The organism is Pseudomonas promysalinigenes (genome assembly GCF_014269025.2).
In the GTDB taxonomy this organism is placed as follows: Bacteria; Pseudomonadota; Gammaproteobacteria; order Pseudomonadales; family Pseudomonadaceae; genus Aquipseudomonas; species Aquipseudomonas promysalinigenes.
On sequence record NZ_CP077094.1, the window covers coordinates 3914079 to 3929604 of the forward strand.

The window sequence follows — 15526 nt, forward strand, 5'->3', positions numbered from 1 at the left end:
AGGTTCTCCTTGAAAATTCGGTCTGTGCTCAGGCCGATGCCAACACCAGGTGCAGGTAACGGGTAAGCATAGCGAGCATCTGCCCATCGGCTTGCGCATCGGCATCCTTGAGCAGGCCCTGATATTCCATCTGCTCGATAATCGCCGTCAACATCTGGGCGTCCTGCTCCGGCTGCTGCGAACCCACCACTTGAAGCAATTGGCGAGCGCCATGCAGCAGAATCTGCTCATGGGCACACACCAGCTCTGCCAAGCGCGGGCACAGCAATGCCTCTTGCCGGAAGGCCTGCTCGGCCATCATGAAGTCGCGACGGTTGAGCAACTGGCGCTGAACGTAATCGACCGTCATGCGCGCGATTTCGTCAACCAGTCGCGCCCGCGACTGCACGCTGCCATCGCCCTGGGCCAGCAACTGGCGCAGCACGACTTCGGTATTGGCCCACAGCTTGGCCATATAGTCGGCGCTGCGTTTGACATATTGGGCGAAGGTATCGGTCAGCAGGTCCTCGATGTCTTTGAAGTAGTAGGTGGTGGCCGACAGCGGCACGCCCGCCTCGGCGGCCACGGCGCGATGGCGCACGCCCCGCACGCCATCGCGCACCACAATACGCATGGCCGCGTCGAGAATGAGCTGGCGGCGTTGTTCGCTGCCTTGACGGGCGGTCTTGCGCCCTTGGTACTGCACGCTTTCGGCGACGGCGGTGGCGATGCCGGCGGCGCCCTGATGAGGCATTGCGGGTGTCACAGGGGGTACCTCGTGAACAGTGTTCGACAGTGCTGGACTATTCGCGGCCAAAGCCGCTCCTACAAGGACCGCAAAGCCTTCGGGGCGTGCGCAGCCGGTGTAGGGGTGGCTTCAGCCGCGGGCAAGCCGGTACGGACAACATAAAGCTTCAGGCAAGAAAAAGCCGCCTCGAGAGGCGGCTGATTGGAACGACTCAGGCCTGTGGGCGCATGTGCGGGAACAGGATGACGTCGCGGATCGATGGCGAGTTGGTCAACAGCATCACCAGACGGTCGATGCCGATGCCTTCACCAGCTGTCGGCGGCATGCCGTACTCCAGCGCGCGAACGAAATCGGCGTCGTAGTGCATGGCCTCATCGTCACCGGCGTCCTTTTCGGCAACCTGGGCCAGGAAGCGCTCGGCCTGATCTTCGGCGTCGTTGAGCTCGGAGTAGGCGTTGGCGATTTCACGGCCACCGATGAACAGCTCGAAGCGATCGGTCACGGCGGGGTTTTCGTCATTGCGGCGGGCCAGCGGCGAAACTTCGAACGGGTACTCGGTGATGAAGTGCGGCTGCTCCAGCTTGTGCTCGACCAGCTCTTCGAAAATCATCACCTGCAGCTTGCCCAGGCCTTCGTGACCGAGCACCTTGGCACCGGCCTTCTTGGCGATCTCGCGGGCACGGTCGACGTCCTGCAGGTCGGCAGCGGTCAGCTCCGGGTTGTACTTGAGGATCGAGTCGAACACCGACAGACGGGCGAATGGCTCACCGAAGTGGAAGACCTTGTCGCCGTACGGCACGTCGGTGCTGCCCAGTACCAATTGCGCCAGCTCGCGGAACAGTTCCTCGGTGAGGTCCATGTTGTCGCGGTAGTCGGCGTAGGCCTGGTAGAACTCGAGCATGGTGAACTCAGGGTTGTGCCGGGTCGAAACGCCTTCGTTGCGGAAGTTGCGGTTGATCTCGAAGACCTTCTCGAAACCACCGACGACCAAGCGCTTGAGGTACAGCTCCGGCGCGATCCGCAGGAACATCGCCATGTCCAGGGCGTTGTGATGGGTTTCGAATGGCTTGGCCGCAGCCCCACCTGGAATGGTCTGCAACATCGGCGTTTCGACTTCGAGGAAGTCACGCTCGATGAGGAACTTGCGAATGTGCGAGATCACCTGCGACCGCACACGGAAGGTGTTGCGGGTTTCTTCGTTGACCATCAGGTCGACGTAACGCTGGCGGTAGCGTTGCTCGGTGTCGGTGAGGCCGTGGTGCTTGTCCGGCAGTGGGCGCAGCGACTTGGTCAGCAGGCGCACGTTGGTCATCTCGACGTACAGGTCGCCCTTACCGGAGCGGGCCAGGGTGCCTTCGGCGCTGATGATGTCGCCCAGGTCCCAGGTCTTGACGGCGGCCAGGGTCTCTTCCGGCAGGGTCTTGCGGTTGACGTAGACCTGGATGCGGCCGGTCATGTCCTGAATGACCATGAACGAGCCACGGTTGAGCATGATGCGGCCGGCAACCTTGACCGGGATCGCGGCTGCTTCCAGCTCTTCCTTGGTCTTGTCCGCGTACTGCTTCTGCAGGTCGTTGCAGTAGCTGTCGCGACGGAAGTCGTTGGGGAAGGCATTGCCCTTGGCGCGCTCTGCGGCAAGTTTTTCCTTGCGCAGTGCGATCAGGGCGTTTTCTTCCTGTTGCAGGTCTTGCGATTCGGTCTTGAGGTCGCTCATGTCGTCATAGTTTCCATCAGGTATTCGTTGCCCTTTTCGGGCAGGGCACGCGCTACCGGCAACTAACCAGGTAGCGCGGCAGTGGTGTGCGGCTTACAGCCCCTGCTTGAGGCTCGCTTCCAGGTACTGGTCAAGGTCGCCATCCAGGACCTTCTGGCAATCACTGCGCTCCACGCCAGTGCGCAGGTCCTTGATACGCGAGTCATCCAGCACGTAGGAGCGGATCTGGTGGCCCCAGCCGATGTCCGACTTGCTGTCTTCAAGGGCTTGGGAGGCGGCGTTGCGTTTTTGCATTTCCAGCTCGTACAACTTGGCCCGCAGCATTTTCATGGCGGTGTCTTTGTTCGCGTGCTGGGAGCGTTCGTTCTGGCAAGCCACTACGGTATTGGTCGGTACGTGGGTGATACGCACCGCCGAGTCGGTGGTGTTCACGTGCTGACCACCGGCACCGGAGGAACGGTAGGTGTCGATGCGCAGGTCGGACGGGTTGATCTCGATCTCGACCTTGTCGTCGATTTCGGGGGACACGAACACGGCCGAGAACGAAGTATGGCGACGGGCGCCGGAGTCGAACGGGCTCTTGCGCACCAAGCGGTGCACTCCGATCTCGGTGCGCAGCCAGCCGAAGGCATACTCACCCTTGATGTGCACGGTGGCACCCTTGATGCCGGCAACTTCGCCTTCGGACAACTCGATGATGGTGGCGTCGAAACCACGCTTGTCGGCCCAGCGCAGGTACATGCGCAGCAGGATGTTGGCCCAGTCCTGCGCCTCGGTGCCACCGGAGCCGGCCTGGATGTCCAGGTAGGCGTTGTTCATGTCCATCTCGCCGCTGAACATGCGACGGAACTCGAGCTGGGCCAGGGATTCTTCCAGGGCTTGCAGTTCGGTCACGACATCGCTGACGGCGCCTTCGTCACCTTCCTCGACGGCCATGTCGAGCAGGTCCTTGCAGTCGGCCAGGCCGTTGGCCATGTTGTCCAGGGTCTCAACCACCTGGGCCAGCATGGCACGCTCGCGGCCCAGGGCCTGTGCGTATTCTGGCTTGTTCCAGACAGCAGCGTCTTCGAGCTCGCGGTTGACTTCGATCAGGCGGTCATGCTTGTGATCGTAGTCAAAGATACCCCCGAATGGACAGGGAACGCTCGGTGAGGTCCTTGATGGTGTTCAGAATCGGTTGGATTTCCATGGGCTGGCTACTCGTGCGAATTCGGTGAAAAGCCCGCGAGTATAACCGATCCAGGGAGCGGCGGCAGCCCGTTGGGCGGCCGCATCCGCCTCAGGCGATACCGACCTGGTTGCGCCCGCTGTTCTTGGCCAGATACAAACCCTTGTCTGCCGCTGAAATGAGTTGCCGGCAATGGCTGCCGATGGCCGGGACCTGGGTGGCCAGCCCGATGCTCACGCTCAGGCGCGAGTCGGCTGCCGGCGCGTTGTGCGCAATGTTCAGCGCGAGCACGCTCTGGCGCAGTTTTTCGGCCACCAGCCGCGCCCCGCCGGGCGAGGTATTGGGTAGCACCAGGGCGAACTCTTCGCCGCCGTAGCGCGCCGGCAAGTCGGTCGGACGTGAGCAGGAGCCGCGAATGGCTTCGGCCACCTGGCGCAACGCCTCGTCACCAGCCAGGTGGCCGAAGCTGTCGTTGAAGACTTTGAAGTAGTCGACATCGATCATCAGCAGCGACAATTGCTGCTGTTCACGCATTGCCCTGCGCCATTCAAGCTCCAGGTACTCATCGAAATGGCGACGGTTGGACAACCCGGTCAGGCCGTCGGAATTCATCAGGCGCTGCAACATCAGGTTGCTGTCGAGCAACTGCTGCTGGCTCACGCGCAGGGCGCGGTAGGCCTCGTCGCGCTGCAGCAGGGTCAAGTAGGAGCGCGAGTGGTAGCGGATGCGCGCCACCAGTTCGATGTTGTCGGGCAGCTTGACCAGGTAATCGTTGGCCCCGGCGGCGAACGCTGCGCTCTTGACCAGCGGGTCTTCCTTGGTCGACAGGACGATGATCGGAATGTCCTGGGTGGCCGGGTTGTTGCGGTACTCGCGCACCAGGGTCAGGCCGTCCAGGCCAGGCATGATCAAGTCCTGCAGGATGACCGTAGGCTTGATGCGCATGGCCTGTGCCACCGCCTGGTGCGGGTCGGAACAGAAGTGGAAGTCGATGTTGTCTTCCTGGGCCAGGCCACGTCGCACCGCTTCACCGATCATCGCCTGGTCGTCTACCAGAAGCACCATGGCCGAATTCTCGTCCGGTGTCGTGAAACCCTCGATCGGTAGATCAATCATCGGACGTCACCCGATCACTATGGCCTGGCTGACGCGATTCTATACGTATCGTCATTTTGCAAAGATTTCCATCAAGCGCCCGGCAATTCGCTCGAGCGGGCGGATTTCTACCGCTGCGTCAATCGCCGCAGCGGCCTTGGGCATGCCATAGACGGCGCTGCTGGCCTGGTCCTGAGCAATCGTCATGAAGCCTTGCTGGCGCATCAGCTTCAGGCCTTGGGCGCCATCACGGCCCATACCGGTGAGTAGTACACCCACCGCTTCGCCGTTCCAGTAACGCGCCACACTCTCGAAAAACACATCGATAGAAGGCCGGTAGATTTCGTTGACCGGTTCGGCAGTGTAGGCCAACTGGCCGCCCTGTAGCAGCCGGATGTGGTGATTGGTGCCTGCCAGCAGCACTTGCCCAGGCTGTGGCGGCTCGCCTTCGCGCGCCAGGCGCACGGGCAACCCGCTGGCACTGGCCAGCCACTCGGCCATGCCCGCGGCGAATACCTGGTCAACATGCTGGACCAGCACGATCGAGGCCGGGAAATCGCGTGGCAGCCCCTTGAGCAATACCTCCAGCGCAGCCGGCCCTCCCGCGGACGAACCGATTGCCACCAGAGCACAGCGCCGTGAGGCCTCGCGCATCGGCGCCGACACCGGCTTGCTCGGCCCGCAGCGCTGCTGGCCGATCAGCCAACCAATGTTGAGGATCTTGCGCAGCAAAGGTGCTGCAGCCTCGCGCGCATCGCCAGCCCCGAGTGCCGGAGTGTCGACCACATCCAGCGCGCCGTGGCCCATGGCTTCGAACACCCGGTGCACATTCTGCTTGCGATCGACGGTGACGATGACGATGGCGCAGGGGGATTCGGCCATGATGCGCCGGGTAGCCTCCACACCATCCATCACCGGCATGATCAGATCCATGAGAATCAAATCGGGGGTGTCCTCGGCGCACTTGCGCACGGCTTCGGCACCATTGCCGGCCACCCAGGCCACCTGATGGGCAGGCTCGAACGCCAGTGCTCGACGCAACGCCTCTACGGCCATGGGCATATCGTTGACGATGGCAACTTTCATCCCTGAGCACTCCCGATCAGTTCCACCACGGCATCGAGCAACGCATCGTCGTGGAAGCTAGCCTTCGCCAAATAGTAGTCGGCGCCAGCATCGAGGCCGCGTCGACGATCTTCCTCACGATCCTTGTACGACACCACCATCACCGGCAACGACTGCAACCGTTGGTCGCGACGCACCAGGGTGACCAGCTCGATACCATCCATGCGCGGCATATCGATGTCGGTGATCAGCAGGTCGAAGGTTTCGTTGCGCAGGGCATTCCAGCCATCCATGCCATCCACCGCCACTGCCACGTCGTAGCCTCGGTTGCTCAGCAGCTTACGTTGCAGCTCGCGCACGGTGAGCGAATCGTCCACGACCAGAACGCGCTTGCGGCTGGCACCTCGCGCGCCCTGTACGCCATGCTCGATGCGTTCAAGGCGGCCGGTGCTCAGCAGTTTTTCGACCGAGCGCAGCAGGTCTTCGACATCCACGATCAATACCACCGAGCCGTCGTCCAGCAGCGCCCCGGCAGAGATGTCCTGAACCTTGCCCAGGCGCGGGTCCAGCGGCATGACCACCAGCACCCGCTCGCCCACCAGGCGCTCCACGGCAACGCCATAGAGCTGCTCGCGTTCACGGATCACCACCACCCTCAGGCTGCTCGCCTCACCTTGTACTGTCGGTCGATTGAGCAACTGGCTTGCCGCGACCAGGCCGATATGGCGACCCTCGTGCCAGAAGTGCTGGCGGCCTTCGATTTGTACGATGTCATCGGCCGCCACTTCCAGCGTGCGCTCGATGTGCGCCAGCGGGAACGCGTAAGCCTCGTCACCCACCTCCACCACCAGACTGCGTACCACCGACAGGGTCAGCGGCACTTCAAGCTGGAAACGGCAACCCTGGCCCGGCACCTGGCTCAGCCCGATCGAGCCGCGCAGTTCGCGCACCATGTGCTGCACCGCGTCCAGGCCGACGCCACGCCCCGACACCTCGGTGACCTTGTCACGCAGGCTGAAGCCGGGCAGGAACAGGAAACTGAGCAGCTCCTCTTCGCTCATCTGCGCCACGGTGTCGGCTGGCGACAGGCCGCGCTCGACGATATTGCGTTTCAGGCGCTCAAGGTCGATACCGGCACCGTCGTCGCTCAGTTCCAGCATCAGCAGCCCGGCCTGGTGCGAAGCACGCAGGCGGATGGTGCCTGTTTCCGGCTTGCGCGCCAGCAAGCGCCGCTCAGGCAGCTCGACGCCATGGTCTACCGCATTACGCAGCAAATGGGTCAGTGGTGCTTCGAGCTTCTCCAGCACATCGCGATCGACCTGGGTTTTCTCACCTTCGATCTGCAATTGCACCTGCTTACCCAGCGACCGGCCCAGGTCGCGGACCATGCGGCTTTGCCCGGTGAGAACGTCGGCAAAGGGGCGCATACGGCAAGCCAAAGCCGTGTCATAAAGCAATTGGGCGCGCTGGCTGGCCTGCCAGCCGAATTCATCCAGGTCGGCGGCCTGCTGCTGCAGGATCTGCTGCGTTTCCAGCAGCAGGCGCTGGGTCTGGGCCAGCGCGTCGAGTACTTCGGGGCTCTGGCCGCTGGCTTCGAGCTGTGTTTTCAAGCCGTCCAGCGCCCGCATGCCTTGCCCGTGCATGCGTTTAAGGCGCTGCAAGGTAGCCAGGTAAGGCTTGAGTCGCTGGGTTTCGACCAGCGACTTGCTCGACAGGTCGAGCAGGCTGTTCAGGCGGTCGGCGGTCACGCGCAACACTCGCTCACCGCCCTCCCCGGCGCGTTTGCCGGACTTGCGCGGCACCGCAGCCTCAGCCTCGGCTTCAATGGCCGGCAGCGCCGAGGCTGGGGGGGACAGTGGGGCATCGGGCACAGTAGGCGCCAAGGGCGGCGCAGCCGGCGCAGCGCCGGGGTCCAGCAAGCTGGCCATCTGCTGGAGGAACGCCGGCACCAGCGCCTCGCCGTTTGGGTCGCCGGGCGTGGCGATGTGCATCAGCAAATCGGTGCCACGCAGCAAGGCATCGATGTGTTCGGCACGCAATAGCAATCGACCTTCCTGAGCCGCGACCAGGCAATCTTCCATGACATGGGCAACACTCACACCGGCATCGATGCCGACAATGCGCGCAGCACCTTTGAGCGAATGCGCCGCACGCATGCAGGCTTCCAACTGGTCGGCCTGGGCCGGGTCGCGCTCCAGCGCCATCAGCCCAGCACTGAGTACCTGAGTCTGAGCTTCAGCCTCCAGGCTGAACAGTTCGAGCAGCGATGCGTCGCGCATTTGCTCTGGGGTCATGACAGGCTCCGCTGCACGGCAGACAGTAATTGCTGGTCGTCCAGCACCCGCACACTGCGCCCGCGCCACTGCAGCACTGCGGCTGTGAAGGGTGCGGCATCCTCATCGGCACCCAGCAGCGCGCTATCGAGGCGGTGAATACCGTCGATCTCGTCGACCGCCAGCACCACAGGCCCGCCTGACGCCGCCAGGATCAACATGCGCGGCATGGACCGGCCGCTCTGCGCAGGGTCCGAAGCCCGGTCAACTCCAAGCAGCTCACCCAAAGACAGACATGGCACCAACGCACCGCGCACGTTGGCTACCCCTTTCAGTACCCGCGAACGTTGGTGCGGCAGCGAATGCACAGGTTGCACAGGGGCGATCTCGGCCAGGCAGGCGGTGGCCATAGCCAGCCACTCCTCGCCCAGGCGGAACAGCAGCAGCGAACGGCCAGCACAGGGTTCGGCAGGAGCATCTACGTGGGCCAGGTCAGCGTCGATCAACGCAAAACGGTCGAGCAGGCGCGTGGCCGCCGCCGAATAGACTTCGCAGTTGCGGCAATGAATGTGTCGTGCCAGCAGCGGACACGCTTTGTTGCCGTGTACACCAATGCGGTTCCAACAATCGTCAATACGTTCGTCGTCCACGGCCATCAGCTCGACCGCGTGTTCATCTTTCATCGTTCAGACTCCCGGCCAACTCGCGCCGCCCGTTCCTGCAGGCGACGGGCCCCAACATCGTCACCCTGGGCAGCCAACAGCGTGGCCAGGTGCAGCAATGCCTCAGGATGCTGAGGCTCCAGATAAAGGGCTTTGCGGTAATGTGTAAGCGCTTGCTGTGCATCACCTTCGGTGTCGCTGAGCAGCCCCAGCCAATAGTAAACCTGGGCTGTCGGCGCGAACTGCCGCAGGTAGCGCTGGCAACTGGCACGGGCCTGGGAGCTGTCGCCGGCATTGGCCTGCCTGGCAATGGCGGCCAGTAACTCGCTCTCGCTCTCACGTGGCTGCACGGGTGCTGGCGCAGGCCCAGTGGCACGCACCGGCCAAGCGGGAACCCGCGTCGGACGGCTTGGGGTAATAGGCTGGGCAACAGGCTTGATCGGCAGGGCCGGCGCTGGTGGTGCATCGGCCGCTTGCCGCACGTAGGCAAACGACTGCGCGATACCCAAAGGCCGCATCCCCAATCGCGCCAGCAGGCTGCCCTCGGCAGGGCCAATGAAAAGCACCCCCTGGGGTTGCGCAAGGCGCTTGAGCACCTCGAACACCCGCTGCTGGGTGGCCAGGTCGAAGTAGATCAGCAGGTTGCGGCAGAACACGAAGTCGTACTGGCCATTGCGGCTGGCGAGCGCCGGATCGAGCACGTTGCCCACACTGAGGCTGACTTGCCGGCGTACCTTCTGATCCAGCTGATGGCCATCATCGCACACGTGGAAGTGGCGCTCGCGGAACGACAGCTCACTGCCACGAAACGAGTTGCGCCCATATGACCCCTTCACGCCTTTGGCAACCGAAGTTGGGCTGATGTCGATCCCGTCGATGTGAAAGTCGAGAGGGCTCAGGCCCGCGTCGAGCAGCGCCATGGCAAGCGAGTACGGCTCTTCGCCGGTGGAGCACGGCAAGCTGAGCAGACGCAATGGCCGCTCGCCAGCCAATTCGGCCAAGCGTTTGTGGGCCAGCCCTACCAAAGCGCTGAACGATTCGGGGTAGCGGAAAAACCAGGTTTCCGGAACGATCACGGCCTCGATCAGCGCCTGCTGCTCATCGGGCGATTGCTGCAGGCGTACCCAATAATCATCGAGGTCGGCGGCCTGAATCGCCACACAACGCTGGCTCAGGGCCCGTTCGACCATTGCCACGCCCACCGACTCGACATCCAGGCCGATGCGCTCCTGCAGGAAGCGGAAGAACCGTTGCGCGTTCATGGCAATACCTGCCCTGGCGCACCGGGGAACAACGATGCGCGCACAGCGTCGGTCAGCAGGTCATCCACCTCGATGCGTTGCAACAAGCCCTGGGCATCTTGACGCACCGGGCCCAGGTACGGCGCGTTGCCGCCATCCAGGCCATACGGTTGGAACTCGTCCGCCTGGCAACGCAGGGTCTCTGTGGCCTGCTCGAGAATCAGCCCCAGCACATGCTCACCGCGGTAACGCACCAGTACCAGGCGGGTACTGGCACGCTCGGCGGCGGGCTGGGCGAAGCTCAATGCGCTGAGGTCGACCACAGGCACCAGGTTGCCGCGATGCGCCAGTATGCCGGCGACCCAAGCCGGCGCCTGGGCAATCGGTTTCAAGGTGCGCCGGGGCAGCACCTCTATCACTTGGCGAACGTCCAGGGCAAAACGCTGCTGGTTGAGGCGAAACTGCAGATACAGTGTGCCCTTGGCGCTGGGTGTGACTGGCGGCTGGGCATGCAGGTGGTTCATGGCACTCAGACTTTGAAGCGCGATACACCACCGCGCAGGCCGGCAGCCACTTGGCTCAGTTCATCGATGGCAAAACTGGCCTGGCGCAGTGACTCCACCGTTTGCGTGCTGGCATCGCTGAGCTGGGCCAGCGCCTGGTTGATCTGTTCGGCACCGGTGGCCTGGGCCTGCATGCCTTCGTTGACCATCAATACTCGGGGCGCCAGAGCCTGGACCTGGTGAATGATCTGGCTCAATTGTTCACCCACCTGCTGCACCTCGAACATGCCGCGGCGCACCTCTTCGGAGAACTTGTCCATGCCCATCACCCCGGCCGACACCGCCGACTGTATTTCCCGCACCATCTGCTCGATGTCGTAGGTGGCGACCGCTGTCTGATCGGCCAGGCGCCGAACCTCGGTGGCGACCACCGAGAAGCCGCGGCCATATTCACCCGCCTTTTCCGCCTCGATGGCCGCATTGAGCGAGAGCAGGTTGGTCTGGTCGGCCACCTTGACGATGGTCACCACCATCTGCGTGATGTTGCTGGCTTTTTCGTTAAGTATCCCCAGTTTGGCGTTGACCAGATCGGCGGCCCCCATCACCTGGTGCATGGTTTCTTCCATCCGCGCCAGGCCCTGCTGGCCGGAGCCTGCCAGGCTCGATGCCTGGTCGGCAGCGCTGGTAACTTCGGTCATGGTGCGCACCAGGTCCCGTGAGGTAGCGGCGATTTCACGCGAGGTGGCGCCGATCTCGGTAGTGGTGGCAGCCGTTTCAGTGGCAGTGGCTTGCTGCTGCTTGGACGTGGCGGCGATCTCAGTGACCGACGTGGTGACCTGCACCGACGAGCGCTGGGCCTGGGCCACCAGATTGGCCAAAGCCTCGGCCATTTCGTTGAAGCCGCTTTCGATGGCGCCGAACTCGTCCTTGCGATCCAGGCTCAGGCGCATGCTCAGATCGCCGGAACGCAGTTTATCGAGCGCATGTACCACACGTTGCACCGGCGCGGTAATGGCCCGCATCAGCAACAAACCACAGATACCAGCAGCAACGATTGCCAGCAGCAGCGAGACCACCATGCTGCCCTTGGCGGTGTTCACGGCGTTGACTATTTCATGGGTGGCGGCGTCTGCAGACTGGCGGTTGCGCTCGATAACGGTATTGAGGTGCTTGCGACCATCCACCCAAGCTGGCGTGAGCGTCTCGCTGATCAACCGCTGCGCTTGGCTGTAGTCGTGCTGGCGATAGGCATCGAGTACTTGCCCAACCGCCTTCAGGTAGTTTTCTTCGAGTTTGATGAAGGTATCGAAGCTTTGCTGATCTTGTGCGTCCTTGATGGTGCCTTGGTAGCTGGCCATGTACTGCTTGAGGCGATCGTCGAAGCTTTTGAACAGTTCGAGGTCCGCCTGGGTGAGCTCGCGGTGGTTGGACAGGCCCACCAATTGTTGGCTGGTAACGTAGCTGTCGACCCATGCGCTGCGGATCATCGAGCTGTAGTAGACCCCTGGAATGCTGTCTTTGCCTACCGCTTCCTCGGCGCTTTCGATGGTCACCAACCGCGAGTAGGCGGCAACGATCATCAGCAGCATGATGGCGATGATCACGGCGAAACTTGCCAGGATCCGTTGGCGCAAGGTCCAGTTCTTCACATTCAGCCCTCAGGAATTCACAACGAGCGGGAAAAATCGCCGAAGTATAGCCCACCCTTCCTAAGCTTTTGCGGCTGAAATGCACGGTAATCAGGCCTGTTTTGTTTAATAACAAGCCTGACGGGTTCATTGGCCTGCGGCGAGCCGTACCTGATTTTCCAATTCCTGACGCAAAGCCGGGTCTAGCTGCAGCTGACGGGCCAGCTCGTCGAGGTAGGCGCGCTCCATGAAATTTTCCTGATCGACCATCATTACACTGGCCAGATACATCTCGGCCGCCATCTCTGGGGTTTGCGCAGCGCGGGCGACTTCGGCCGGGTCGAGCGGTTTGTTCAACTCGGCATGCAGCCATTGCTGCAACTCCCGGTCGCTGTCCAGACGGGTGAACTCACCCTCGATGAGCGTGCGCTCGCGCTCGTCGATATGGCCGTCGGACTTGGCAGCCGCCACCAGCGCGCGCAGCACTGCCTGGCTGTGCTGTTCCGCCTGCGCCGCAGGCAGTCGGTCGAGGGTCCGTGGTTCGGCCTGCTGGCCCGCACCCTGCTGAGCCTGCCAGTTGCCATAAGCTTTGTAGGCCAGCACGCCGAGCGCAGCCAAGCCGCCATAGGTCAGTACCTTGCCGCCATACTTGCGCGCCTTTTTGCTACCCAACAGCATGCCCAGGGCACCAGCCCCCAATGCGCCACCGCCGACGCCGGAGAGCAAACCGCCGAGGCTACCGCCACCGGCCGCTGGTTTGGCCGCACCAGACTGCTTGTTGAGCAGCTCCTGGCCGGATTTGAGCAATTGGTCGAGCAGGCCTCGAGTGTTCATGTGCACATCTCCACGGTACGCAAAGGAAAGCCGAGATTAAGGCCTGAGCCGTGACCCGCCACTGAAGGATTTGCTTCCAGATGTTGCATTAGCTGGCAAAAAGCCTACTAGACTCGTCTTCGTCGGCCGCTGCCCCAGGCGCCTACGCGCTTACCATCGCTTCACTGCTTCGTTGACGACTGCTGCGACCAAAATCTCCAACAAGAGGGAACACCATGTCAGTGCACAACACCGCATTGCTCGGCGCTGTCATCGGCGCGCTGTCGGCCAGCGCCGGCCTGCAGGCAGCCGAGATGCCCAAGGCACTGGGCGCCGGCGAAGGCCGGCTGGACATCGTCGCCTGGCCCGGCTACATCGAGCGCGGTGAAAGCGACAAAGCCTATGATTGGGTCACCGGGTTTGAAAAGGAAACCGGGTGCAAAGTCAGCGTAAAGACCGCAGCCACCTCAGACGAGATGGTCAGCCTGATGGCCAAAGGTGGCTATGACTTGGTCACCGCCTCCGGCGATGCTTCGCTGCGCCTGATCGCCGGCAAGCGAGTGCAGCCGATCAACACAGCGCTGATCCCCAACTGGAAGACCATCGACCCGCGCCTGCAGAACGGAGGTTGGTACGTGGTCGATAAACAGGTGTACGGCACACCCTATCAGTGGGGCCCCAATGTGCTGCTGTACAACACCAACACCTTCAAACAGGCACCGACCAGCTGGGCGGTGGTGTTCGAGCCGCAAGCGCTGCCCGATGGCAAACCCAACAAAGGCCGTGTGCAAGCCTACGATGGGCCAATCTATATCGCTGACGCCGCGCTATACCTGAAATCCGCCAAGCCAGAGCTAGGCATCAAGGACCCGTACGAGCTCGACGAAACACAGTACAAGGCAGTGCTTGAACTGCTCCGCCAACAGCAACCCCTGATCCACCGTTACTGGCACGATGCAACGGTGCAGATGAGCGATGTGAAAAACGAGGGCGTGGTCGCCACCAGTTCCTGGGGTTACATGGTCAATGGCCTGAAGGCCGAGAACCAGCCGGTGGCCTCGACCATACCCAAGGAGGGCGCCACTGGCTGGGCCGACACCACCATGCTGCACAGTGAAGCCAAGCATCCCAATTGCGCCTACAAGTGGATGGACTGGTCGCTGCAGCCGAAGGTACAGGGCGATGTAGCGGCCTGGTTCGGCTCGTTGCCGGCGGTACCTGCCGCCTGCACCGGCAGCGAACTGCTGGGCGCCGAAGGGTGCAAGACCAACGGCTTCGATAATTTCGACAAGATCGCCTTCTGGAAGACGCCACAGGCCCAAGGCGGCAAGTTCGTGCCCTACAGCCGCTGGACCCAGGACTACATTGCGATCATGGGCGGGCGCTAACTGGAGGGGCCTCTTCTCAAGCCCTCCTTCCCACGAGGGCTGCGCACGTTTTGAGGTGCCCAACCCTGTAGGGGCGGGTGCAGCTAAGAAGAGGCCGGCACCAGCAGACCAGCTACTTGCTCTCACAGGGACGGCGCCTCATGCAAGGCTGGCGCTGTACCTGTGAAGCGGCCCGAACAGCAGACAGCTATTTTTCCGGAACCTGCGTATGCCTCTAGCCGTTCAGTTCACCCAGGTTTGCCGCACCTTCGGCGAGGTCAAGGCTGTCGACCAGGTCAGCATCGACATCGAAGATGGCGAATTCTTCTCCATGCTTGGCCCTTCCGGCTCGGGCAAGACGACCTGCCTGCGCCTGATCGCAGGCTTCGAGCAACCAAACAGCGGCTCTATTCGTATCCATGGCGTCGAGGCTGCAGGGGTGCCGCCCTATCAACGTGACGTCAACACGGTATTCCAGGACTACGCGCTGTTCCCGCACATGAACGTGCGCGACAACATCGCCTACGGCCTCAAAGTCAAAGGCGTGGCCAAAGCCGAACGCCTGGCCCGTGCCGAGCAAGCGCTGAACATGGTTGCCCTGGCAGGCTATGGCGAACGCAGGCCGGCACAGCTTTCCGGCGGCCAGCGCCAGCGCGTGGCCCTGGCCCGCGCGTTGGTCAACCGGCCACGGGTGCTGTTGCTCGATGAACCGCTTGGCGCACTGGACCTGAAGCTTCGCGAACAGATGCAGGGCGAGCTCAAGAAACTGCAACGCCAGCTTGGCATCACCTTCATCTTCGTCACCCACGACCAGACCGAAGCGCTTTCGATGTCGGATCGGGTGGCAGTATTCAACCGTGGGCGCATTGAGCAGGTCGACACGCCACGCAACCTCTACATGAAGCCTGCCACCACCTTCGTGGCCGAGTTCGTCGGCACTTCGAACGTAATCCGCGGTGATCTTGCCGAACAACTTTGCGGCAGGCGCACGCCGTTTTCCATTCGCCCCGAGCATATCCGCCTGGTGGATCAACCTGGGCAAGTGCAGGAGGTTCAGCTAGCGGGCGTGCTGCGCGACGTTCAGTACCAGGGCAGTGCCACGCGCTATGAGGTGCAGCTGAGCAGCGGCCAGTTGATCGCTGTCAGCCAAGCCAACGACCGCTGGCAGGTGCAAAGCCAGCCCTTGCAGGTCGGCCAGCCAGTACAGGTGCGCTGGCCACGCGAGGCAATGACTGCGCTTGAGGAAACCCTCATGGGCCAGGACCACTGA

Annotated in this window: 13 protein-coding genes; 2 read left to right on the forward strand and 11 right to left on the reverse strand. The window is 62.5% G+C overall.

All coding sequences use genetic code 11. The annotated features are described in order from the left end of the window. Window positions 1-28: 28 nt before the first annotated feature. The 11 genes from HU725_RS17785 to HU725_RS17835 all read right to left on the reverse strand — a co-directional run bounded on the left by HU725_RS17785 (window position 29) and on the right by HU725_RS17835 (window position 12910). The gene (locus HU725_RS17785; RefSeq protein WP_060478385.1) at window positions 29-733 is read right to left on the reverse strand and encodes a TetR/AcrR family transcriptional regulator; all 705 of its coding nucleotides are present in this window, start codon (window positions 731-733) and stop codon (window positions 29-31) included. Between the two features lie 205 nt (window positions 734-938). After that, window positions 939-2441 carry a lysine--tRNA ligase gene (gene lysS, locus HU725_RS17790; protein WP_186477767.1) on the reverse strand — a complete coding sequence of 501 codons (1503 nt, stop codon included), beginning with the start codon at window positions 2439-2441 and terminating at the stop codon, window positions 939-941. Window positions 2442-2534: 93 nt separating this feature from the next. After that, window positions 2535-3630 (reverse strand): peptide chain release factor 2 gene (prfB, locus tag HU725_RS17795; RefSeq protein ID WP_155500272.1). Its coding sequence is split into 2 segments (ribosomal slippage): window positions 2535-3557 and window positions 3559-3630, totalling 1095 coding nucleotides; the frame shifts between segments, so codons are not numbered across the junction. 90 nt (window positions 3631-3720) lie between these two features. Beyond that, window positions 3721-4725, reverse strand: a complete 1005-nt coding sequence (locus tag HU725_RS17800) for a response regulator (protein WP_186477766.1) — start codon at window positions 4723-4725, stop codon at window positions 3721-3723. A gap of 51 nt (window positions 4726-4776) precedes the next feature. Next, entirely contained in the window at window positions 4777-5790 is a 1014-nt protein-coding gene (locus HU725_RS17805) for a chemotaxis response regulator protein-glutamate methylesterase (protein WP_186477765.1), read from the reverse strand. Continuing rightward, the gene (locus HU725_RS17810; RefSeq protein ID WP_060478389.1) at window positions 5787-8063 is read right to left on the reverse strand and encodes a hybrid sensor histidine kinase/response regulator; all 2277 of its coding nucleotides are present in this window, start codon (window positions 8061-8063) and stop codon (window positions 5787-5789) included. Before HU725_RS17810 ends, HU725_RS17805 begins: the two co-directional genes overlap by 4 nt. Then, window positions 8060-8725 (reverse strand): chemotaxis protein CheW, encoded by a 666-nt coding sequence (locus HU725_RS17815; RefSeq protein WP_186477764.1) that lies wholly within the window; start codon window positions 8723-8725, stop codon window positions 8060-8062. Before HU725_RS17815 ends, HU725_RS17810 begins: the two co-directional genes overlap by 4 nt. Next, window positions 8722-9966 carry a CheR family methyltransferase gene (locus tag HU725_RS17820; protein ID WP_186477763.1) on the reverse strand — a complete coding sequence of 415 codons (1245 nt, stop codon included), beginning with the start codon at window positions 9964-9966 and terminating at the stop codon, window positions 8722-8724. The genes HU725_RS17815 and HU725_RS17820 overlap by 4 nt, the downstream gene beginning before the upstream one ends. Continuing rightward, entirely contained in the window at window positions 9963-10469 is a 507-nt protein-coding gene (locus tag HU725_RS17825; protein ID WP_186477762.1) for a chemotaxis protein CheW, read from the reverse strand. The genes HU725_RS17820 and HU725_RS17825 overlap by 4 nt, the downstream gene beginning before the upstream one ends. Before the next feature lie 5 nt (window positions 10470-10474). After that, a complete protein-coding gene (locus HU725_RS17830; RefSeq protein WP_186477761.1) occupies window positions 10475-12097 on the reverse strand; it encodes a methyl-accepting chemotaxis protein in 1623 nt (540 codons plus the stop codon). 126 nt (window positions 12098-12223) lie between these two features. Beyond that, window positions 12224-12910 (reverse strand): tellurite resistance TerB family protein, encoded by a 687-nt coding sequence (locus HU725_RS17835; RefSeq protein ID WP_060478394.1) that lies wholly within the window; start codon window positions 12908-12910, stop codon window positions 12224-12226. Between the two features lie 215 nt (window positions 12911-13125). On the opposite strand from HU725_RS17835, the gene ydcS reads away from it, so the two are divergent. Beyond that, window positions 13126-14277, forward strand: coding sequence for a putative ABC transporter substrate-binding protein YdcS (gene ydcS / locus HU725_RS17840; protein WP_060478395.1), 1152 nt, complete (start codon window positions 13126-13128; stop codon window positions 14275-14277). Window positions 14278-14485: 208 nt separating this feature from the next. After that, a complete protein-coding gene (locus tag HU725_RS17845) occupies window positions 14486-15526 on the forward strand; it encodes an ABC transporter ATP-binding protein (RefSeq protein WP_186477760.1) in 1041 nt (346 codons plus the stop codon).

Excerpts from the sequence above, each read along its gene's own strand:
- HU725_RS17800 (WP_186477766.1), bottom strand. The coding sequence starts at position 4,725 with ATGATTGATCTACCGATCGAGGGTTTCACGACACCGGACGAGAATTCG.
- HU725_RS17835 (WP_060478394.1), bottom strand. The coding sequence starts at position 12,910 with ATGAACACTCGAGGCCTGCTCGACCAATTGCTCAAATCCGGCCAGGAG.
- lysS (WP_186477767.1), bottom strand. The coding sequence starts at position 2,441 with ATGAGCGACCTCAAGACCGAATCGCAAGACCTGCAACAGGAAGAAAAC.
- HU725_RS17785 (WP_060478385.1), bottom strand. The coding sequence starts at position 733 with ATGCCTCATCAGGGCGCCGCCGGCATCGCCACCGCCGTCGCCGAAAGC.
- HU725_RS17805 (WP_186477765.1), bottom strand. The coding sequence starts at position 5,790 with ATGAAAGTTGCCATCGTCAACGATATGCCCATGGCCGTAGAGGCGTTG.
- ydcS (WP_060478395.1), top strand. The coding sequence starts at position 13,126 with ATGTCAGTGCACAACACCGCATTGCTCGGCGCTGTCATCGGCGCGCTG.
- HU725_RS17825 (WP_186477762.1), bottom strand. The coding sequence starts at position 10,469 with ATGAACCACCTGCATGCCCAGCCGCCAGTCACACCCAGCGCCAAGGGC.
- HU725_RS17810 (WP_060478389.1), bottom strand. The coding sequence starts at position 8,063 with ATGACCCCAGAGCAAATGCGCGACGCATCGCTGCTCGAACTGTTCAGC.
- HU725_RS17845 (WP_186477760.1), top strand. The coding sequence starts at position 14,486 with ATGCCTCTAGCCGTTCAGTTCACCCAGGTTTGCCGCACCTTCGGCGAG.
- HU725_RS17820 (WP_186477763.1), bottom strand. The coding sequence starts at position 9,966 with ATGAACGCGCAACGGTTCTTCCGCTTCCTGCAGGAGCGCATCGGCCTG.
- HU725_RS17815 (WP_186477764.1), bottom strand. The coding sequence starts at position 8,725 with ATGAAAGATGAACACGCGGTCGAGCTGATGGCCGTGGACGACGAACGT.